This window comes from Arthrobacter sp. USHLN218 (assembly GCF_037144715.1).
Taxonomy (GTDB): Bacteria; Actinomycetota; Actinomycetes; order Actinomycetales; family Micrococcaceae; genus Crystallibacter.
In genome coordinates, this window is sequence record NZ_JBBCYT010000012.1 from 75,742 (window position 1) to 95,044 (window position 19,303).

The following is a 19,303-nucleotide window of genomic DNA, read 5'->3' on the forward strand; positions in this document are numbered from 1 at the left end:
TCACTTGCGGCGGTATGCCCCTATAGTTGGTGCTTGGCGCCGATGCATTGGCGTTACCTGATCCGCAGCCGAACCCTGTCGGCGGATCAGCGTCTCGATCCGACAGGGGCGGAGGACCCATCCAAACGGCAGCACCGTTCAGCTGCCTTGGGGTGAAGCCTCGCCCGGGTTCGGCACCAGCTGCGTTTGTCCGCTGATGCCGCATGCCCGGCGTGGCCGAGTTTCTTCTACTCGAACCCGACAGCTAACTTCGCAGGCTTCCAGGAGAGGGAAGACTGTTGTCAGAACTAAGAGCAACGGGACGGCGCCGTTCAGCCGCGCCCGCTCCGGCCCGGCGGCCACGCACCGCAGCCACCGGCCGCCGCCGCGCCGAAGTTGCAGCATCACCGAGGCCGTCGTTCCGCGGGGCAGGCCACAAGGCTGCCGTCGCCGCCGCTGCCTCGGGGCTGGCGCTGACTATCATTTTGCCGACGACGGCCGGAACGGCCGCCCCCGGTGCGGACCTGCCCGAGGCAGCAGGAGCGGTCGCGGTTTCCGGACAGCCGGTCACTGCCGCGGCCGAGGTCGAACTCCAGTTCCAGCGGACCGGCCTGGGCAGCACGTTCGACCCGGACACGAAGCTCGAGCAGGTCATGGTGGCCGCCGGGGAAGACGCCAAGCCGATCGGCAGCGAAGGGACGCTGTCCCAGCCGATGGACAGCATGAAGATGACCTCCCCGTTCGGCTTCCGGGTCAACCCGGTTACCGGTTACGCCGGGGAAATGCATACCGGCCAGGACTACGGGGCAGCGTGCGGCAGCCCGGTCTACTCGGCAGCCGGCGGTACCGTGACCGAAGCCGGCTGGGCAGGCGGCTATGGGAACCGCGTCGTCGTGGACCACGGCAACGGGCTGAAGACCACCTACAACCACCTCACCAGCATCAGTGCCGAGGTGGGCGACAAGGTCACCCGCGGCGACCTCCTCGCCCAGAGCGGCACGACCGGCAATTCCACCGGCTGCCACCTCCATTTCGAAGTTGTCGTGAATGGGGACATGGTGGATCCGAAGGGCTGGCTCTAAACCTTTCCTCGGCGGCGGATGAAATGGCCGCAGCGGTATCCGACGAAATGGCCGGGCCTGCCCTGCCTGGAATTTTCTCCGCAATGCCAAGTCCGTTCCGTTGTCATTCCGCAACGATTCCGCGGTGCTTAGGCTGCTGTGGCGGAATTCACTTCCGGCCGGTTTAGCCCGGCTTTTGCTCGCAGTTGGTGAATCGTTCCGACCTGCGACGCTTCCGTCGTGATCGTTCCGTCGCCGCGCTGTGATCTGAATGTGACTTATATCCGGTGATCGTATATTCTCTAACTCGTGCCAAATCGCAGAGATGATTTGGCTCCTCCGGATGGATTGCCGAGCTCTGCCACCGACCGGGGTCCGTTCGCACAAAAAATTCGCATGGCAGGGGCGGGGGAACCACTTTACGGGTTTCAGTAGAAACCCTTGGGGTTAAGTTTTGGGCCATTTACGGACAATTGCCGGAAATGCCCATGGCCGGATGACTCCCATCCGAACCCGACAGCTCACCTCGCAGGCATGGGGAGAGGTATTGATCGTGTCTAAGAACACTTCTGTCACGGGTCGCCATCGTGCCGTCCCCGTGCGTACCAGCCCGTTGGAGACGATCTCCAAGGCTGTTTCCTCGAACGCCGGTTCCGTAGGTCGCCAGGCTGCGGTCATCGCTGCTGCGTCCGGACTGGTCCTGACCGTTGGCGTTCCCGCCCAGGCAACCGCCGTCCAGCGCGACGCCTCCGTCCAGGCAGCCGCCTCCGCTCCCTCCCGCATCCAGGTCGAGGCCGTCCAGGCTTCCAGCACCGCCGACCTCGAATTCGACCGCCCGAGCATCAGCTCCACGCCGGCGCCGGTGGAAGAGCCGGAACCGGTCGTTGAAGCTGTCGCTGAAGAAGTGGCGCCCGCCGAAGAAGCACCCGCCTCAGAGTCACCCGCCGAAGAAGCTCCGGCTGCCTCGGCCCCCAAGGAAGAGAAGAAGACCGATGTAGCCGCCAGCGGCATCGGTGCCGCCCTGGTCGCCTCCGCCTACAGCCAGATCGGCGTTTCCCAGGACTGCACCGCCATGGTCGAGAACGCCCTGCGCTCCGCAGGCATCTCCGTCGGCGACCTCGCCCCCGCCCAGTTCTTCGCCTACGGCACCCAGGTCTCCACGCCCCAGCCGGGCGACATGATCTACTACGACGACGCCGGAGCCGGCGTTCCCCACATCGCCATCTACGTGGGCAACGGCCAGGCCATCCACGGCGGCTGGACCGGATACACCACGACCCTGGCCGACGCCTACATCGGCTCGGGCCCGGTCTTCATCCGTCCCAGCGCCTAAGCACGACCCTAAGCCGGCCGGTTGCACAGCATCCCGGCGGCCGACGCGTCCACGGAACGCCGCACCGCAACGGTGCGGCGTTCCGTCGTTAATGCGTGGCGACAAAAGGTTTCAGCTGATGCCCGCGAGAAGCGGCGCCGGTCCGGCAGCGGAAAGAATTAGCGCAGCGCCGCGAATTGCGCTTACTCTAACTCTTGTCGGTGACGAAACATCATGGCCGGGCACAGCAGTGATCCCGCTGACCGGACGTGGTCGGACGAACAGGAATGTGCGATGCGCACACTCGTTCTGAACGCTGGATATGAGCCGCTGGCGGTAGTGACCTTCCGCCGGGCGCTGCTCCTTGTGCTCACTGGCAAAGCGAGCGTCATCGCCGAAGACGGGGACCCGGTGGTCGGACCGAACGACATCCTGGGACGTCCCTCCGTGATCCTGCTCAACCGCTACATCAAAATCCCGTACCGGCAGGACACGACGGTCACCCGCCGCGGCGTGCTGCGCCGGGACGGCTACCTGTGCGCCTACTGCGGCAAGACCGCCAACACGGTAGACCATGTCAAGCCGCGTTCGCGCGGCGGGGAGGACAGCTGGGAGAACCTTGTGGCCTGCTGCCTGCGGTGCAATAACGCCAAGGGGGACCGCACCCTGAACCAGCTGGGCTGGCACCTGCGGATCGTTCCGCGCGCACCTCACGGCACTCATTGGCGGATCCGCGAACTCGACCGGCCCGCCCCGGCCTGGAGCGAGTTCCTGGACCGCAATCCGGCGGCCTGATGGACCGTACTTTTGACGCCGTCGTCCTGGCCGGCGGCAGATCCTCGCGCCTGTCCGGCACGCCGAAGGCCTTGCTGCGGCTGGACGGCAAAACGCTGCTGCTGCGGACCCTGGAAGCAGTCAGCGGGGCGCGGCGGATTGCCGTGGTTGGCCCCGGAGAGCTGGCTGGCGAGTTGGCCGCGTTCCGCCGCGGCGCCGACGCTCCCGCAGTCGTCTTGACCCGGGAAGACCCTCCCTTCGCCGGTCCGGCCGCCGGCATCGCGGCCGGTGTTGCGGCGCTGGACCAGGGAACCGGAAAGGAGTACGACGGCGGAGGCGCGCGGGGCGCGGGCCTCACCTTGATCCTTGCCTGCGACATGCCCGCCGCCGGTCGGCTGCCCGGGCAGCTGCTGGACGCCGTCGCCGCCGATCCCTCCGTGCGGCTGTGGCTGCCCGTTGACGCCGGCGGACGGGTCCAGCCGCTGGCGTGCTGCGCGGACAGCCGTGCGCTCCGGGAGGCACTGGCCCGGTTCACCGCGGCCGAACTGCAGGGGCTTTCGGTGCGCAAGCTGATTGCGGACCTGCCCGCGGCCCGGTTTCCGCTGGCCGCCGCGGCTACCGACGACGTGGACACGTGGGAGGATGCCGGGCGCTTTGGCATCGAGCGGCCTGCGCCGTAGCCTGATCTAAAGATCGTGCCTAGCCCCGCCCGCCGGGGAGAACATCGGAGGACCGGATGGCCGCCGTCGAAGAGCAGCTGCAACCCTTTGTCGCGGAACTGCTCGCCGCCCTCGAAATCGAGGACACGCCCGTCGACCTTGAATCGGTACTCGGCCTGGCCGGCGTGGCGGCCCACAGCGTGGTCCGGCCCGCGGCCCCGGTGACGACGTTCATTGTCGGCTACGCCGCCGGTTTGGCCGTGGCTTCCGGCCAGGCCTCCGCCGAGACCGCGATGCGCGCGGCGAGCCGGGTTGCAGACGAGGTGGCCCGGCGGCACGGCGACGCAGCCGACCCGGACCAGCCAGCGCAGGCGTGAGCGCCGAGCCTGACTCCGTTGCCTGGGCGGCGGCCAGGGAGAAGGCCTGGTCTGCCGGCCGCGAAGTGCTTGGACAAGACCCCGCCGGGTCGGCCGAAACCGTCCCGCTGGAGCGGTGCCTGGGCCTGGTCCTCGCCGAGCGGGTGGCCGCACAGCTCCCGGTGCCGCACTATGCCTCCTCAGCCATGGACGGCTGGGCGGTCTCCGGTGCGGACCCCTGGCTGCTGCGGCCTCCGGGCAGTGCCCTGCGCTCGGGCGAGGCTGCCCCGGTCGTCACCGGCGGCCTGATCCCGGAAGGCACGAATGCCGTGCTGCGCAGCGAATACGGCGTGGCCGGAGAGGCGCACGGTCGGCCGCTGCTGGAGAAGGCACCCGGCGTTTCCGGCGAAGAACCCGCGCCCGGGCGCCACATCCGTCCCGCCGGCGAGGAGGCGGCCGCCGGGGACACGGTGGTGGAGGCGGGGACCCGGTTGACGCCGGCCCACCTGGCCATTGCGGCCGTCTGCGGCCACGACGGACTGCCGGTCCATCCGGCTCCCGAAGTCGCCCTGCTGCTCACCGGCGACGAGGTCGTGACCTCGGGGCTCCCGGCACCGGGCCACGTCCGCGACACCTTCGGGCCGACGCTGCCTGCCATCGTCTCGGCACTCGGAGGAAAGCCGTTCCTGCCGTGCCGGCTGCCCGACGATTTTGCGGCGACCCGTGCCGCCATCGAGGGCTGCGGAGGCCGCGTCGTCGTGACCACCGGCGGCACCGGGCACTCGCGCGCGGACCATCTGCGCGCCGTGCTGGAGGCGGTGGACGCGCAGATCCTGGTCCCCTCCATCCGCATGCGCCCGGGGCATCCTGCCCTGCTGGCCCGCCTTGCCGACGGCCGGCTGGTGGTCGGGCTGCCGGGCAATCCGCTGGCGGCCATGATGGCCCTGCTCACCCTCGGCGCGCCGCTGCTCGCCGGCCTGACCGGCCAACGGCTTCCGCCGCTGGGCAGCGTGCAGTCCGGCGTCCGCTTGGCTCCCCTCGAGGGCAGGCACCGGCTCGTCCCGTACGCGCTCGACGAGGAGGGCGCCGTGCCGGCAGACCACGTCGGATCGGCGATGATGCGCGGCCTCGCAGCGGCGTCCGGCGTCGTCGTTGTTCCCCCGGAAGGCGCGCGCCGGGGAGAGCAGTTGCCAACCCTGCCGCTGCCATGGTGACTTAGGCTTGAACGGGAGGAAAACATGGGACGCGTAACGCAGCGCCGGAAGGTGCTCAAACTCAGCCTGGCGGGCCCGCCGCGGCGCCGGGAAGACGTCTTGGCGGCCGAAGAGCCGTTGGAAATCCGGCTGGACCGGAAGCCATTTAGCGTCACAATGCGCACGCCGGGCGACGACTTCGACCTGGTCGCCGGGTTCCTCGTCTCCGAGGGTGTCGTGTGGCAACCCGAGCAGCTCGGTGCAATGCGGTTCTGCGCCGGCGAGGATGAGGAGGGCCGGCAGACCTACAACGTCATTGAGGCCCAGCTGGCCCCGGGCGTGCCGCTGCCGGATACCTCGCTGGAGCGGCACGTCTACACCTCCAGTTCCTGCGGGATCTGCGGCACGGCCTCCATCGACGCAGTCACCAAGAATTCGCACTTCGAGCTGGAACCGGCGCCGGAGGGCGGCGGCCTGGCGCTGGAGACACTGCTGGCGCTGCCGGACCAGCTGCGCCGGCGCCAGCAGGTGTTCGAGCGCACCGGGGGAGTGCACGCGGCCGGGCTGTTTACGTTCGACGGCGAACTGCTGTGCCTGCGCGAAGACGTCGGACGGCACAATGCGGTGGACAAGGTCATCGGGTGGGGCCTGCGCGAGGGCCGCCTGCCGCTGCGCGGGACCGTGCTGCAGGTCTCGGGCCGGGCCTCGTTCGAACTGGTGCAGAAGGCCTACCTGGCCGGAATTCCGGTGCTCTCCGCGGTGAGCGCGCCGTCATCGCTCGCCGTCGAGCTGGCAGAGGAGACGGGCCTGACCCTCGCCGGCTTCAGCCGCGGCGAAACAATCAACGTCTACTCGCACCCGGAGCGGCTGGTCCGCGCCGGAATCGGGATTTCCGTGTGACGACAGCTACATTAGGTGCATGGCCCGCCCTGCACCTGTAAATGACATCAATGAGAACGAGCTCGAAGTCCACGACCCCAAGTCCGCCGCGGCGGGGGTCAAGGCCGTTATGGTCTCGATGGAACGGGGATTCTCCCAAGCCGGCGTGAACCGGACCGTACGCTCCATGCTGCGGGTCAACCAGCACGGGGGCTTCGACTGCCCGGGCTGCGCATGGCCCGAATCGATCACCGGCGCGCGCAAGCCGGCCGAGTTCTGCGAGAACGGCGCCAAGGCCATCGCGGAAGAGAACACCGTGCGCACGGTCGGCCCGGAGTTCTGGGCGGCGCATTCGATCGCCGACCTGGAAGGAAAGACCGAGTACTGGCTGGGCCACCAGGGCCGCATCACCGAACCGGTGATGATCCGCGAGGGCGAGACCCACTACAGCCCGGTGTCCTGGGCCGAGGCGTTCAGCGTCATCGGCGAGCACGTCAGGTCGACGACGCCGGACCGCTGTGTCTTCTACACCTCCGGCCGGACCGCGAACGAGACGGCGTTCCTGTACCAGCTCTTCGCACGCTCGCTGGGGACGAACAACCTGCCGGACTGCTCGAACATGTGCCACGAATCCTCCGGCTCAGCGCTGAACCCGACCATCGGCATCGGCAAGGGCACGGTATCGCTGGAGGACCTGGGCGAGGCCGAACTGATCTTCGTCGTCGGGCAGAATCCCGGGACAAACCACCCGCGCATGCTCTCGGCACTGAAGGAATGCCGGGAGAACGGCGGCAAGGTCGTCGCGATCAACCCGCTGCCGGAGGCCGGGCTGCTCAACTTCAAGGATCCGCAGGATCCGGCCAGCCTGCTGCGGGGCGGCGCGCAGATCGCCGACGAATTCCTGCAGGTCAAGGTCGGCGGCGACCTGGCGCTGTTCCAGGCGTTCGGACACCTGCTGCTCGAGGAAGAGGAACGGGTCCCGGGCTCGGTGGTGGACAAGGCGTTCATCGAGGCGCAGACCGAGGGGTTCGAGGCTTACCGCGAGGCCCGCCGGGAGATCGACTGGGAAGAGACGGAGAAAGCCACCGGGATCTCCCGGATGGAGATCTCGGCCATCGCCGGCATGCTGGCGAAGTCCAAGGCCACCATCATCTGCTGGGCGCTCGGGCTGACCCAGCAGCCGCATTCGGTGGACACGCTGAAGGAGATCATCAACCTCCTGCTCCTGCAGGGCAACTTCGGCAAACCCGGCGCCGGCGCCTGTCCGGTCCGCGGCCACTCGAACGTCCAGGGCGACCGCACCATGGGCATCTGGGAGAAGCCCAAGGAATGGCTGCTCGAGGCCCTGGACAAGGAATTCGGCATCCAGTCCCCGCGCGAGCACGGCTTCGACTCGACCGAGACGCTGCAGGCGTTCGAAGAGGACAACGTGGACGTGTTCGTCTCGCTCGGCGGCAACTTCGCGCTCGCCAACGCGGACACGGCGGCACTCGAAGCGGGCATGAAGCGTGCGGGACTGACCGTGCACATCTCCACCAAGCCCAACCGGTCCCACGTGGTGCACGGCCGCACCTCCATCATCCTGCCCACTCTGGGCCGGACCGACACGGACGACAAGCACCCCAAGGGGGCCCAGTTCCTGTCCGTCGAGGACTCCATGTCCGTGGTCCATTCGACCCGGGGGCGGCTGGCTCCGGTCTCCGACCACCTGCTGGCCGAGCCCGTGATCGTGGCGCGCATGGCGCAGGCCGCCCTGGGCGACGACCATCCGGTGGACTGGCGGGCCATGGCGGAGGACTATGACGTGATCCGCGACCACATCTCGCGCGTGCTGCCCGGGTTCGAGAACTTCAACGAGCGGATCCGCAACAAGAACGGCTTCGTGTTGCCGAACCCGCCGCGCGATTCCCGCTCGTTCGCCACGGACATCGGACGGGCACGCTTCACGGTCAGCCCGCTGGAGTATCTGGAGGCCCCGGAGGGCCACCTGATCCTGCAGACCATGCGCAGCCACGACCAGTACAACACCACGTTCTACGGGCTCGACGACCGCTACCGCGGCATCTCGAACGGACGCCGGGTGGTCCTGGTCCACCCGGAGGACCTGGAAAGCCTGGGCTTCGCCGACCGCGACCTGGTGGACGTGGTCAGCACGTTCCGCGGCACCCAGCGGCGGGCAGACCGGTTCCGGCTGGTGGCCTATCCGACGGCACGGGGCTGCGCGGCGGCCTACTTTCCGGAAGCCAACGCCCTGGTCCACCGCGAACTGGTGGCGCGTGAGTCCAACACGCCCGGATTCAAGGCGATGACGGTGCGGTTCGAGCCGCACCAGGCCGACCAGCTGAGCTGATCCGGCGGGGCGGGCGGGCGGATTCGCCGCCCGCCCGTCCCCAGGGGTTCCGCCCTCGGCTGACAGGCCGCCCTAGCCGGAACAGCGGCGGGACGCGAATGGTTCTAGGCTTACAGATGAACCATCGTTAGGAGCCAGCATGTCCATGGAAGGCGCAGCCTGGAGTTCGGTCTACCGGCTGTCACATTCGTCGGACAAGGGAAAGCACGGCTTTTCCAAGGAGACGGTCAAGCGGACCATGGCGTTCGCCGCGCCCTACAAGGGCCAGCTGATCCTCTTCGTCGCCATGTCCATCGTCACGGCCGCTTTGGCCGTGGCGACGCCGGTGCTCGCCGGCCGGGTGGTGGACGCCATCGTGGCCCGCTCCGACGTCGGCACGGTGATCTGGCTCGCGGTGGTCATCGCCGCCGTCGCCATCGCCGATGCCGGGCTGAGCATGGTGACGCGCTGGATCTCCTCCAGCCTGGGGGAGGACGTGATCCTGGACCTGCGCACAGCGGTCTTCGACCATGTGCAGAAGATGCCGATCGCCTTCTTCACCCGGACCCGCACCGGGGCGCTGGTGAGCCGGCTGAACAACGACGTGATCGGCGCGCAGCGGGCCTTTGCCGGAACCCTGTCCGGCGTGGTGAGCAACTTCGTCTCCCTGGTGCTGACGCTCATCGTGATGCTGACGACCTCGTGGCAGGTGACGGTGCTGGCGCTCATCCTGCTGCCGGTCTTCCTGCTGCCGGCGCGGCGCATGGGATCGCGGCTGGCCGACATGCGGCGCGAGGCCGCGAACCACAACTCGGCCATGAGCACCCAGATGACCGAGCGGTTCTCCGCCCCCGGCGCCACGCTGGTCAAGCTGTTCGGCCGGCCCGCGGAGGAATCCCGCGAGTTCAAGGTCCGCGCCGAGCGGGTGCGCAACATCGGCGTGAAGTCGGCGGTGCTGCAGTGGACCTTCGTCACGGCGCTCACGCTCGTTTCCGCCCTGGCGCTGGCGCTTGTCTACGGGCTCGGCGGCTTCTACGCGATCATCGGCCAGCTGGATCCGGGCGACGTGGTGGTGCTGGCGCTGCTGCTGACCCGCCTGTACGCCCCGCTCACCGGCCTGGCCAACGCGCGGGTGGAGATCTCCTCCGCGCTGGTGAGTTTCGAGCGGGTCTTCGAGGTGCTGGACCTGGACCCGTTGATTAAGGAGAAGCCGGATGCGGTCGAGGTCCCGGCGGGCCCGGTTACCGTGGAGTTCCGGGACGTGACGTTCGCCTACCCCTCGGCCGACAAGGTATCGCTCGCGTCGCTCGAGGAGGTGGCAGTCCTCGACACCCGCGGCGGCGAGGAGGTCCTGCACGGAATCAGCTTCCGTGTGGAGCCGGGAGAGACCGTCGCGCTGGTGGGTTCCTCGGGTGCGGGCAAGTCCACCATTGCCTCCCTGCTGGCCCGGCTCTACGACGTCGACCAGGGGGCCGTGGAGCTGTCCGGGCGGGACGTGCGGGACCTGAGCTTCGACGCGCTGCGCGGGACCATCGGCATGGTGACCCAGGACGGGCATCTCTTCCACGACACGATCCGGGCCAACCTCGCCCTTGCGCGCCCGGAGGCCACGGACGAGGAGCTGTGGGAGGTGCTGCGGCGGGCCCGGCTGGAGCCGCTGGTGCGCAGCCTCCCGGACGGGCTGGAGACCATGGTCGGGGAGCGCGGCTACCGGCTCTCCGGCGGTGAGCGGCAGCGCATGACGATCGCGCGGCTGCTGGTTGCCCAGCCGCACGTCGTGATCCTCGACGAGGCGACGGCTGCCCTGGACTCAACCAACGAAGCCGCGGTCCAGGCAGCCCTGACCGAGGCACTCGCCGGGCGCACCGCCGTCGTTATTGCCCACCGGCTGTCCACGATCCGTTCCGCGGACAAGATCCTGGTGGTCGAGGGCGGCCGGATCATCGAACGGGGTACGCATCCGGAGCTGCTGGCGCGGGGCGGGCGCTACGCCGAGCTGTACCGCACGCAGTTCGAAACGGAAGAGGCGCCGGTGCGCTGACAGGTTTTCCAGGCGGCGGAGGGAGGATGTCCTCGTCGGTTGCGTTCGTCTACAGTGGCATAGGTTGGCCAAAGTCAGGACCAGGTCTTGGGAGCGGGACTCATTGATGCAGCGTGGTACCAATCTTGGCCGTCTCGGGGGCTATAACCAGGCGGTCATCCTCGACACGATCCGCCGCGCCCAGGACGGAGTGGCCAGGGTGGAGCTGGTGGAACGCACCGGGCTGTCGCCGCAGACCATCTCGAACGTGGTGCGGCGGCTCGTAGACCAGGGCCTGGTGCGGGAGGACCGGAAGACCGTCTCGGGCCCCGGGAAGCCGCGGACGGTGCTCGAGCTCGAGGTTTCCAGCCGCTTCGCGATCGGCATCCACCTGGACCCGGCCGTGATGACCGTGGTGGCACTGAACCTCACCGGCCAGGTCGTCGCGCGGGCCCGGCATGCGATGCCCGGCGGTCCGGAGCCGGACGGCACCGTGGAGTCCATGGCCGCGGCCGTGAACGGCCTGATCGAGGAGGCCGGACTGGACCGCGGCCGCATTCTCGGCGTGGGGCTGGCGGCCCCGGGACCGATCAACATGCCTGAGGGCATGATGGTCTCGCCGCCGATGCTGCCGGAGTGGGACCGGGTGCCGCTGCGGGAACCGCTGGAGCGCCTGATCGACCTGCCCGTGCTGCTGGACAAGGATGTCACGGCTGCGGTGGTGGCCGAACTCTGGGCCGGCGAGCGCGAGTCCCCGGCCAACTTCGTCTTCATCTATCTCGGCACCGGGCTGGGGGCCGGCGTGGCCCTCGGCGGCGAGGTGCTGCGCGGTTCGTCCGGCAACATCGGCGAGATCGGCCACTTCCCGGTGCCGGACGAGGTCCCGTTGTGCGGCTGCGGCCGGCGCAACTGCGTGGGCATGAGCCTCAACTTTGCGGGGCTGATCCGCCAGGCCATCGATGCCGGCATCTTTCCGCCGAACCACGATGCCCAGCAGCTGCCGGAGACCACCGCGGCGATCCTCGAACTCACCCGGCTGGCGGAAACGGGCCACCCGGAGGCGCTGGCCATCCTGCGCCGAGCCGCGCGGAACCTCGCCTTCGCCGTCGCCCAGGTGGTCAACGTCCTCGACGTGGATACGGTGATCTTCGGGGGACCAATGTGGGATGCGCTGGCCGGCCTCGGCCTGCCGGTGCTGCGCGAAGAGCTGCCCCGGGACGTTGTCGCCCGGGAGATCCACGGCCTGGAAGTGGTGGGATCGTCGCAGGGACCGGAGGTCGGCGCCATTGGCGGCGCCTGCCTGATCCTCGACGACGCCTTCTCGCCGAGGGCCAGTGGGCTGCTCCTGGGCAACTGAAGCGTAACAATCGCCACAGAAGGTCATATGCGGAAAAGTTCACGTGCGGTTAACCTGTTGAACTTGATTAAGTAAATCAAATGGATTTATATATCTAACAACAGCAGGTGTTCGTATGACCACGCCATCTCTTGGAATGAACGGTCCAAGAGCGGGTGCGGCCCTGGGGAGGGGCGCCGGCTGTTGAACCAAGCAGGAGACTGTGGCGGCCTCGGGTTCCGGGAACGGGAAGTCCGGAACCCAAGGCGCCCGCTCAGGGGCGTCGCGGCCTTCTGCCTGGTCAAGCACCATGAAGCGGCCGCCGGCTGCGCATCCGTGGGGGGATGCGCAGACGACGGCCGCTTCAGTTAAGCGTCCTGCCTATGGGTATCCTGGATCCTGCCCGGCCGGTTCCGGGGCGGGTGTCCTCGGTGCCCGCGCAGGCATGGCGGGCATCGACCGCCTGGGTCGAGCTATTCCGCGGCCCGCTGGCCGCCGACCTGAAAGTGCCCCCGATTGGATTCGAACCAACGACACCGGCTTTAGGAGAGCCGTGCTCTATCCCCTGAGCTACGGGGGCAACGGATCGAGTTTAGCTTAAGCGTTGCCGTCCGCGGCGGCGGCCCGGGTCCCGCGGGGCTCGGCGAAGACGGCGACCAGGGCGGCCGCGATGCTCAGGCCGAACAGCACGGACTTGGCGATCGTGAGGAAGCTGGCCCAGCCGGCGTCGCCCACGGGATCCGTGGCCAGCATCGCGTCCACCGCCAGGTTCTCCGCCAGGTCCGCAATCACATACAGCAGGACGGGCGCCCAGCAGAGCCAGCGCAGGGTCCGGCCCTTGAGCTGCTGGCCGATCAGCAGCAGCCAGGTGAAGCCGAACAGCAGCGGGAAGATCGTGTCCGCCGTCTTGTGCCAGTAGCTGTACTGTTCCACGCCCTCTGCGCCGAGGGCCGTGCGCAGCTGCTGGGCATAGTCGGTGGAGTAGCCCGTGATCAGCGTGTCCGGCACCGCGAGGCCGCCGCTGAGCTGCTGCAGCTGCGGCATCACGATCAGGAACGAGTAGCCGAACAGCAGGGCCGCGGACACGGCGCCGGCGATGATGATGGCGGAGGCATTGCCTGCGGCCTTCCGCGGCGTGCGGTCTGTGGAGGGATTGACGACGCCGGGGTTCCCGGCTGCGGCAGCGGCCCCGCCCGGGCGGGGCGCACCGGCGGCGGGGCCGTGCTTGCGTGCTCGCTGTGCGGGAGTCTTGGACATGGCTCCATTATCCCCGCTCCCGTCCCCGCGGCCGGAGGCGACTGCGGCCCAGCCGCGGCCTGCGGACCGCTGCGCGGCTCGGCCCTAAGCGGATCCGTCCGCCGCTGTCAGTGGCGGCGAATAGACTTAAAGGACCATGGATTTTCTGACAGACCCGGCTTATGACGCACCGCCCGCCCCAGCCCTGCCGACGGCGCAGGAGTTGCTGGCCGGACTGAATCCGCAGCAGGAGGAGGCCGTCAAGCATGCCGGCTCCCCGCTGCTGATCATTGCCGGCGCGGGATCGGGTAAGACTCGGGTGCTCAGCCACCGGATTGCCCACCTGCTGGCAACCCGCCGCGCGCGGCCCGGGGAGATCCTCGCCATCACCTTCACCAACAAGGCCGCCGCGGAGATGCGCGAACGGATCGAGTCCCTGGTGGGGGAGCGGGCACGGAACATGTGGATTTCCACCTTCCACTCCTCCTGCGTGAAGATCCTGCGCCGCGAAGCGAAGAACGTCGGCCTGAACTCGAACTTCTCCATTTACGATTCGGCGGACACGCTGCGGCTGATCACGCTGGTGGCGAAGGGCCTGGACCTGGATCCGAAGCGCTTCGCGCCGAAGGCCATCGCGCACAAGATTTCGTCGTTGAAGAATGAGCTGATCGACGAGGAGTCCTACGCCTCCACGGCCAACTACTCGGACCCGTTCCAGCAGGCCGTGGCGGACGTCTACAAGGGCTACGCGGAACGCATGCGCCAGGCCAACGCCTTCGATTTCGACGACCTGATCGCCCAGGTGGTCTACCTCTTCCAGGCGTTCCCTGCGGTGGCGGACTCCTACCGCAGGCGTTTCCGGCACATCCTGGTGGACGAATACCAGGACACTAACCACGCCCAGTACGTCCTCGTCCGGGAACTGACCGGCGCCGGGGACGCGGACACTCCTCCGGCGGAACTCACGGTGGTCGGGGATTCGGATCAGTCCATTTATGCCTTCCGCGGGGCGGACGTGCGCAATATCGTCGAATTCGAGAAGGACTATCCGGACGCCCGCACCATCCTGCTGGAGCAGAACTACCGCTCGACCCAGACCATCCTGTCCGCGGCGAACTCGGTCATCTCGCGGAACCCTGACCGCCCGGCCAAGCGGCTCTGGACGGCTGAGGGAGACGGGGCCAAGATCGTCGGTTACGTGGGCGAGAACGAGCATGACGAGGCGCGCTTCATTGCGGACGAGATCGACCGCCTGCAGGACGCCGGGCAGGTGCGTCCCGGGGACGTGGCCATCTTCTACCGCACCAACGCCCAGTCCCGTTCCATCGAGGACCTGCTGATCCGCGTCGGACTGCCCTACAAGGTCGTCGGCGGCACACGCTTCTACGAACGCAAGGAAATCAAGGACGCGCTGGCCTACCTCCGGGTCCTGGTGAACCCGGATGACGTGGTGAACCTGCGGCGCATCCTCAACGAGCCCAAGCGCGGGATCGGCGACCGTGCCGAATACGCCGTGGCAGCGCTCGCCGAACGCGAACGGATCTCCTTCATGGAGGCGCTGCGCCGTGCCGAGGAGGCGCCGGGAATGGCCACCCGGTCGGTCAACAGCGTGGCCGGCTTCGTCAAACTGGTGGATGACCTGGCAGAGGTGGCCAACGGGTCCGGACCGGCGGCCGCGCTGGAGGCCGTGCTGGAACAAACCGGCTACCTCGCGGCCTTGCGGCAGAGCAACGATCCGCAGGACGAGTCCCGGGTGGAGAACCTGGCTGAACTGATCGCGGTGGTCCGCGAGTACGAGCGGGACAACCCCGAGGGCTCGCTCGGCGGCTTCCTGGAGCAGGTAGCGCTCGTGGCAGACGCGGACCAGATTCCGGACGCGCCGGATGACGAGGGGGCGAAGCTCGCCAAGGACCAGGGCGTGGTGACGCTGATGACCCTGCACACGGCCAAGGGCCTGGAGTTCCCGGTTGTCTTCGTCACCGGGCTCGAGCACGGCGTGTTCCCGCACCAGCGGGCGATGGCGGACCCCAAGGAACTGGCGGAGGAACGCCGCCTGGCCTATGTGGGGCTGACCCGGGCCCGGCAGCGCCTGTACCTGACCCGGTCCGAATCGCGCAGCCTGTGGGGACAGAGCCAGTACTACCCAGCCAGCCAGTTCATCGAAGAGGTCCCGGCCGAGTTGATCGAGTGGAAGCGGGAAGGGGCCCGGCGCCCGGCCTTCGTAGGTTCCGGCGGCGGCTCCAGCCGCTTCGGCGGATCCCACTGGGGCGCGGGCCGAGCCTCCGGCCAGCAGGTCGCCCCACAGCCCATGGCCTCCGCGGCCGTGCGCCAGGGACGGGTCCAGCCGCAGAAGGAGGTCATCGCCCTGACGGTCGGGGACAAAGTCAGCCACAGCAGCTTCGGCAGCGGCACGGTGCTGTCCCTGGAGGGCGCCGGCGACAAGACTGTGGCGAAGGTCAAGTTCGACGTCGGGGAGAAGCGGCTGCTGCTGCGCTACGCGCCGCTGACCAAGCTGGACTAGGGGCTTTTCGCCGCGCCGGCAGGGGCGGCCCGGGGGAGCGGGACCATTATCCCCGTCCGGCCCGGCGCGGGAACGGCCGGAGCATTTGGGTTACGGGCCGATAACGCCCTACCGTTTTGACCATGGATTTTCTCGCGGTGGATGGCGCCGACGTTGCGGCAATGGGTTCCTTGGATTTCTGGCTGGATAAGCCGCTCCGTGTCAGTGTCATCATCATCGGGGCGTTCCTGCTGAACCTGGCCGTGCGCATTGTCATCCGCCGCACCACGGGGAGGATCGCCGACGGGGAAACCGCCAAGCTGGAGAAGCTGGAAACCGCCAAGGTCGGCAAGAAGGACCCGCGCTACTGGCTGATGCAGGATTCGCCGATCGCCGTGGTCCGGCGTGCCCAGCGGGCCAAGACGATCGGCTCGGTGCTGCGTTCCATCGCCACGGTGGCGATCTCCGCCATCGGCGTGCTCATGGTCATGACGGAGCTCGGCTTCAACCTCGCCCCGCTGCTCGCGAGCGCGGGTATCGCCGGCGTCGCCATCGGTTTCGGTGCCCAGACCCTCGTGAAGGACTACCTGTCCGGACTGTTCATGGTGGCCGAGGACCAGTACGGCATCGGTGACGTCGTCGACCTCGGTGAAGCCTCCGGGACGGTGGAGTCGGTCGGGCTGCGCGTGACCCAGGTCCGCGCCGTCGACGGAACGCTCTGGCATGTGCGCAACGGCGAGATCCTGCGGGTGGGCAACTCGTCGCAGGGCTGGGCCCGGGCCGTGCTGGACATTCCCGTGCCCTATGACGCCGACGTCGAGAAGGTCAGCGATCTGATCCTGAGCTCGGCGAAGGAACTGCGCGAGGATAGCGAGTACGGCCGCCTGATCCTCGACGACCCGGAGCTCTGGGGCGTCGAGGCCCTGACCGGCGAGTCCATCACCATCCGGCTCGCAATCCGCACCAAGCCGCTGGAGCAGTGGGGCGTGGCCCGTGCGATGCGCGCGCGGCTCAAGCGGGACCTGGACCGTGCCGGCCTGCGGATTCCGCTGCTGAACCAGACCGTGATCCGCGACGGCGGGACAACCGTTCCAGCCGGGTCGGAGAGCCATGCCGACGCCGCGGAGAGCGTGGCGCAGCCGACTGTCTAGGCCAGCGGGCCGGGCACGAAGCGGTTCCGGCGCGTACCGCAAGTCGTGACAGTTCTACAACCGATAGAACTGTGCCCTTGATCACTAAACACGGTAGTCTAGGGCCGGCGCCTCGTGCCAAGGGACTAAAGTTCCCCATGGAGCGTGATCGCATCGGCCCGGGCCACCTGCAGGCGGCCCGCCGAGGATCATCCGCTCCGAGTCAGAAACGACTTCGACGTAGAAGGACACAACCCGTGGACCTGTATGAATACCAGGCGCGCGATCTCTTTGAAGCACACGGTGTACCCGTGCTGGCTGGAATCGTTGCGTACACCCCCGAAGAAGCCAAGGCAGCTGCGGAAAAGATCGGCGGCGTCGTCGTCGTCAAGGCGCAGGTGAAGGTTGGCGGCCGCGGCAAGGCCGGCGGCGTCAAGGTCGCAAAGACTCCGGACGAAGCCTTCGAGTACGCCTCGAACATCCTCGGTATGGACATCAAGGGCCACACGGTCAAGAAGGTCATGATCGCGCAGGGCGCGGACATCGCCGAGGAATACTACTTCTCGATCCTGCTCGATCGGGCCAACCGCAACTACCTGGCCATGTGCTCGGTGGAAGGCGGCATGGAAATCGAGCAGCTCGCCGTCGAGCGCCCCGAAGCGCTGGCGCGCATCGCCGTCGATCCCGCTGTCGGCATCGACCAGGCCAAGGCTGACGAGATCGTCGCCGCCGCCGGCTTCGCCGAGGAACTGCGCCCGAAGATCGCCGAAACCCTCATCAAGCTCTGGGACGTCTTCAAGAAGGAAGACGCCACCCTGGTCGAGGTCAACCCGCTGGTCAAGACCGGCGCCGGCGACATCATCGCCCTGGACGGCAAGGTCTCCCTGGACGAGAACGCAGACTTCCGCCAGAGCGGCCACGCCGAGCTCGAGGACAAGGAAGCCACGGATCCGCTCGAGGCCCGTGCCAAGGAACTGGACCTGAACTACGTCAAGCTGGACGGCCAGGTCGGCATCATCGGCAACGGCGCAGGCCTGGTTATGTCCACCCTGGACGTCGTCGCCTACGCCGGCGAGCGGCACGGCAACGTCAAGCCCGCCAACTTCCTGGACATCGGCGGCGGCGCTTCGGCCGAGGTCATGGCCAACGGCCTCGACGTGATCCTCAACGACGACCAGGTCAAGAGCGTGTTCGTCAACGTCTTCGGCGGCATCACCGCCTGCGACGCTGTCGCCAACGGCATCGTCAAGGCCCTGGAGATCCTGGGCGACAAGGCCACCAAGCCGCTGGTTGTCCGCCTCGACGGCAACAACGTGGACGAGGGCCGCCGCATCCTGCGCGAGGCCAACCACCCGCTGGTTACCTCGGCCACCTCCATGGATGAGGGCGCCGACAAGGCCGCCGAGCTGGCGAACGCCTAAGGATCGAGGAAAAAAGAACATGGCTATCTTCATCAACAAGGACTCCAAGGTCATCGTCCAGGGCATCACCGGCGGCGAAGGCTCCAAGCACACCTCCCGCATGCTGCATGCCGGGACCAACATCGTCGGCGGCGTGAATGCCCGCAAGGCCGGCACCACCGTCAAGCACAAGGACCAGCACGGCGCCGAGGTCGAGCTGCCCGTCTTCGGCTCGGTCAAGGAAGCTATGGCTGAAACCGGCGCCGACGTCTCCATCGTCTTCGTCCCGCCGGCCTTCACCAAGGACGCCGTCGTCGAGGCGATCGAAGCCGAGATCGGCCTCGTCGTCGTCATCACCGAAGGCGTGCCCGTGCAGGACTCCGCCGAGTTCTGGGCCCTGGCCCAGTCCAAGAAGGACGCCAACGGCGAGCAGGTCACCCGCATCATCGGCCCGAACTGCCCCGGCATCATCACTCCCGGCGAGTCGCTGGTCGGCATCACCCCGGCCAACATCACCGGCAAGGGCGGCGTGGGCCTGGTCTCCAAGTCCGGCACCCTGACCTACCAGATGATGTACGAACTGCGCGACCTGGGCTTCTCCACCGCCATCGGCATCGGCGGCGACCCGGTCATCGGCACCACGCACATCGACGCCCTGGCTGCGTTCGAAGCCGATCCGGACACCAAGGCGATCGTCATGATCGGCGAAATCGGCGGCGACGCCGAGGAGCGTGCGGCCGAGTTCATCAAGAAGAACGTCACCAAGCCGGTCGTCGGCTACGTGGCCGGCTTCACCGCCCCGGAGGGCAAGACCATGGGCCACGCCGGCGCCATCGTCTCCGGCTCCTCGGGCACCGCGCAGGCCAAGAAGGAGGCCCTCGAGGCCGCCGGCGTCAAGGTCGGGAAGACCCCGTCCGAGACCGCCCACCTGCTGCGCGAGGTCTACCCCGAGCACGAAGAGGCCTCGAACCTCTAAGCACGAGGCGCCTTCAGGAGCCTTCTGGCGGGTTGATTGCCCGGCTGAGCCCCGTTCCGCCCGGAACGGGGCTCAGCTGTTTCCTGGATCGGGGAGTACGACGGCGCCCGTTCACCTTCCGTTCGAAAAGGTGGGCGGGCGCCGTCGTACTTAAACGTGGCGC

15 protein-coding genes, 1 tRNA gene and 2 riboswitches are annotated in these 19,303 nt (G+C 68.0%); of the genes, 14 read left to right on the top strand and 2 right to left on the bottom strand.

Going from position 1 to position 19,303, the window contains the following annotated elements; genetic code table 11:
* The first annotated feature begins 56 nt into the window (after positions 1 to 56).
* Positions 57 to 274, top strand: a riboswitch (cyclic di-AMP (ydaO/yuaA leader).
* 190 nt (positions 275 to 464) lie between these two features.
* The 10 genes from WFH44_RS20475 to WFH44_RS20520 all read left to right on the top strand — a co-directional run bounded on the left by WFH44_RS20475 (position 465) and on the right by WFH44_RS20520 (position 11,919).
* Positions 465 to 1,061 (top strand): M23 family metallopeptidase, encoded by a 597-nt coding sequence (locus WFH44_RS20475; RefSeq protein ID WP_336716362.1) that lies wholly within the window; start codon positions 465 to 467, stop codon positions 1,059 to 1,061.
* A gap of 362 nt (positions 1,062 to 1,423) precedes the next feature.
* A riboswitch (cyclic di-AMP (ydaO/yuaA leader) is annotated at positions 1,424 to 1,589 on the top strand.
* 4 nt (positions 1,590 to 1,593) lie between these two features.
* Positions 1,594 to 2,373 carry a C40 family peptidase gene (locus WFH44_RS20480; RefSeq protein WP_336716364.1) on the top strand — a complete coding sequence of 260 codons (780 nt, stop codon included), beginning with the start codon at positions 1,594 to 1,596 and terminating at the stop codon, positions 2,371 to 2,373.
* A 273-nt stretch (positions 2,374 to 2,646) separates the two neighbouring features.
* The gene (locus tag WFH44_RS20485; RefSeq protein ID WP_262106124.1) at positions 2,647 to 3,147 is read left to right on the top strand and encodes an HNH endonuclease; all 501 of its coding nucleotides are present in this window, start codon (positions 2,647 to 2,649) and stop codon (positions 3,145 to 3,147) included.
* The gene (gene mobA / locus WFH44_RS20490; RefSeq protein WP_336716366.1) at positions 3,147 to 3,806 is read left to right on the top strand and encodes a molybdenum cofactor guanylyltransferase; all 660 of its coding nucleotides are present in this window, start codon (positions 3,147 to 3,149) and stop codon (positions 3,804 to 3,806) included. The genes WFH44_RS20485 and mobA overlap by 1 nt, the downstream gene beginning before the upstream one ends.
* A gap of 56 nt (positions 3,807 to 3,862) precedes the next feature.
* Entirely contained in the window at positions 3,863 to 4,162 is a 300-nt protein-coding gene (locus WFH44_RS20495; RefSeq protein ID WP_336716368.1) for a DUF6457 domain-containing protein, read from the top strand.
* A complete protein-coding gene (locus tag WFH44_RS20500) occupies positions 4,159 to 5,355 on the top strand; it encodes a molybdopterin molybdotransferase MoeA (RefSeq protein WP_336716370.1) in 1,197 nt (398 codons plus the stop codon). The genes WFH44_RS20495 and WFH44_RS20500 overlap by 4 nt, the downstream gene beginning before the upstream one ends.
* Before the next feature lie 24 nt (positions 5,356 to 5,379).
* Positions 5,380 to 6,234, top strand: coding sequence for a formate dehydrogenase accessory sulfurtransferase FdhD (gene fdhD / locus WFH44_RS20505; RefSeq protein ID WP_336716371.1), 855 nt, complete (start codon positions 5,380 to 5,382; stop codon positions 6,232 to 6,234).
* Positions 6,235 to 6,253: 19 nt separating this feature from the next.
* On the top strand, positions 6,254 to 8,563 hold the full coding sequence (locus WFH44_RS20510; protein ID WP_336716372.1) for an FdhF/YdeP family oxidoreductase: 2,310 nt from the start codon (positions 6,254 to 6,256) through the stop codon (positions 8,561 to 8,563).
* Between the two features lie 139 nt (positions 8,564 to 8,702).
* Positions 8,703 to 10,583 carry an ABC transporter ATP-binding protein gene (locus WFH44_RS20515; protein ID WP_336716374.1) on the top strand — a complete coding sequence of 627 codons (1,881 nt, stop codon included), beginning with the start codon at positions 8,703 to 8,705 and terminating at the stop codon, positions 10,581 to 10,583.
* A 106-nt stretch (positions 10,584 to 10,689) separates the two neighbouring features.
* Positions 10,690 to 11,919: an ROK family transcriptional regulator gene (locus WFH44_RS20520; RefSeq protein ID WP_336716376.1), complete on the top strand. Its 1,230-nt coding sequence runs from the start codon at positions 10,690 to 10,692 to the stop codon at positions 11,917 to 11,919.
* Positions 11,920 to 12,405: 486 nt separating this feature from the next.
* On the opposite strand, the gene WFH44_RS20525 is transcribed toward WFH44_RS20520, so the two are convergent.
* Both WFH44_RS20525 and WFH44_RS20530 read right to left on the bottom strand, forming a co-directional pair.
* Positions 12,406 to 12,478: transfer RNA gene (locus WFH44_RS20525), tRNA-Arg, on the bottom strand.
* Between the two features lie 17 nt (positions 12,479 to 12,495).
* Positions 12,496 to 13,155, bottom strand: coding sequence for a hypothetical protein (locus tag WFH44_RS20530; protein ID WP_336716377.1), 660 nt, complete (start codon positions 13,153 to 13,155; stop codon positions 12,496 to 12,498).
* A gap of 136 nt (positions 13,156 to 13,291) precedes the next feature.
* On the opposite strand from WFH44_RS20530, the gene pcrA reads away from it, so the two are divergent.
* The 4 genes from pcrA (at position 13,292) to sucD (ending at position 19,140) form a co-directional block, all read left to right on the top strand.
* Positions 13,292 to 15,655: a DNA helicase PcrA gene (gene pcrA, locus WFH44_RS20535; RefSeq protein ID WP_336716379.1), complete on the top strand. Its 2,364-nt coding sequence runs from the start codon at positions 13,292 to 13,294 to the stop codon at positions 15,653 to 15,655.
* A 122-nt stretch (positions 15,656 to 15,777) separates the two neighbouring features.
* On the top strand, positions 15,778 to 16,785 hold the full coding sequence (locus WFH44_RS20540; RefSeq protein ID WP_336716381.1) for a mechanosensitive ion channel family protein: 1,008 nt from the start codon (positions 15,778 to 15,780) through the stop codon (positions 16,783 to 16,785).
* Between the two features lie 236 nt (positions 16,786 to 17,021).
* Complete coding sequence (gene sucC / locus WFH44_RS20545) at positions 17,022 to 18,185, top strand: ADP-forming succinate--CoA ligase subunit beta (protein ID WP_264796482.1); 1,164 nt, start codon at positions 17,022 to 17,024, stop codon at positions 18,183 to 18,185.
* Between the two features lie 19 nt (positions 18,186 to 18,204).
* Entirely contained in the window at positions 18,205 to 19,140 is a 936-nt protein-coding gene (sucD, locus tag WFH44_RS20550) for a succinate--CoA ligase subunit alpha (protein ID WP_336716383.1), read from the top strand.
* The last annotated feature ends 163 nt before the right edge of the window (positions 19,141 to 19,303 follow it).

What these genes read in the sequence shown, in the direction of transcription:
- WFH44_RS20485 (WP_262106124.1), top strand. Translation starts at nt 2,647, where the DNA reads ATGCGCACACTCGTTCTGAACGCTGGATATGAGCCGCTGGCGGTAGTG.
- mobA (WP_336716366.1), top strand. Translation starts at nt 3,147, where the DNA reads ATGGACCGTACTTTTGACGCCGTCGTCCTGGCCGGCGGCAGATCCTCG.
- WFH44_RS20495 (WP_336716368.1), top strand. Translation starts at nt 3,863, where the DNA reads ATGGCCGCCGTCGAAGAGCAGCTGCAACCCTTTGTCGCGGAACTGCTC.
- fdhD (WP_336716371.1), top strand. Translation starts at nt 5,380, where the DNA reads ATGGGACGCGTAACGCAGCGCCGGAAGGTGCTCAAACTCAGCCTGGCG.
- WFH44_RS20510 (WP_336716372.1), top strand. Translation starts at nt 6,254, where the DNA reads ATGGCCCGCCCTGCACCTGTAAATGACATCAATGAGAACGAGCTCGAA.
- WFH44_RS20515 (WP_336716374.1), top strand. Translation starts at nt 8,703, where the DNA reads ATGTCCATGGAAGGCGCAGCCTGGAGTTCGGTCTACCGGCTGTCACAT.
- WFH44_RS20520 (WP_336716376.1), top strand. Translation starts at nt 10,690, where the DNA reads ATGCAGCGTGGTACCAATCTTGGCCGTCTCGGGGGCTATAACCAGGCG.
- WFH44_RS20530 (WP_336716377.1), bottom strand. Translation starts at nt 13,155, where the DNA reads ATGTCCAAGACTCCCGCACAGCGAGCACGCAAGCACGGCCCCGCCGCC.
- pcrA (WP_336716379.1), top strand. Translation starts at nt 13,292, where the DNA reads ATGGATTTTCTGACAGACCCGGCTTATGACGCACCGCCCGCCCCAGCC.
- WFH44_RS20540 (WP_336716381.1), top strand. Translation starts at nt 15,778, where the DNA reads ATGGATTTTCTCGCGGTGGATGGCGCCGACGTTGCGGCAATGGGTTCC.
- sucD (WP_336716383.1), top strand. Translation starts at nt 18,205, where the DNA reads ATGGCTATCTTCATCAACAAGGACTCCAAGGTCATCGTCCAGGGCATC.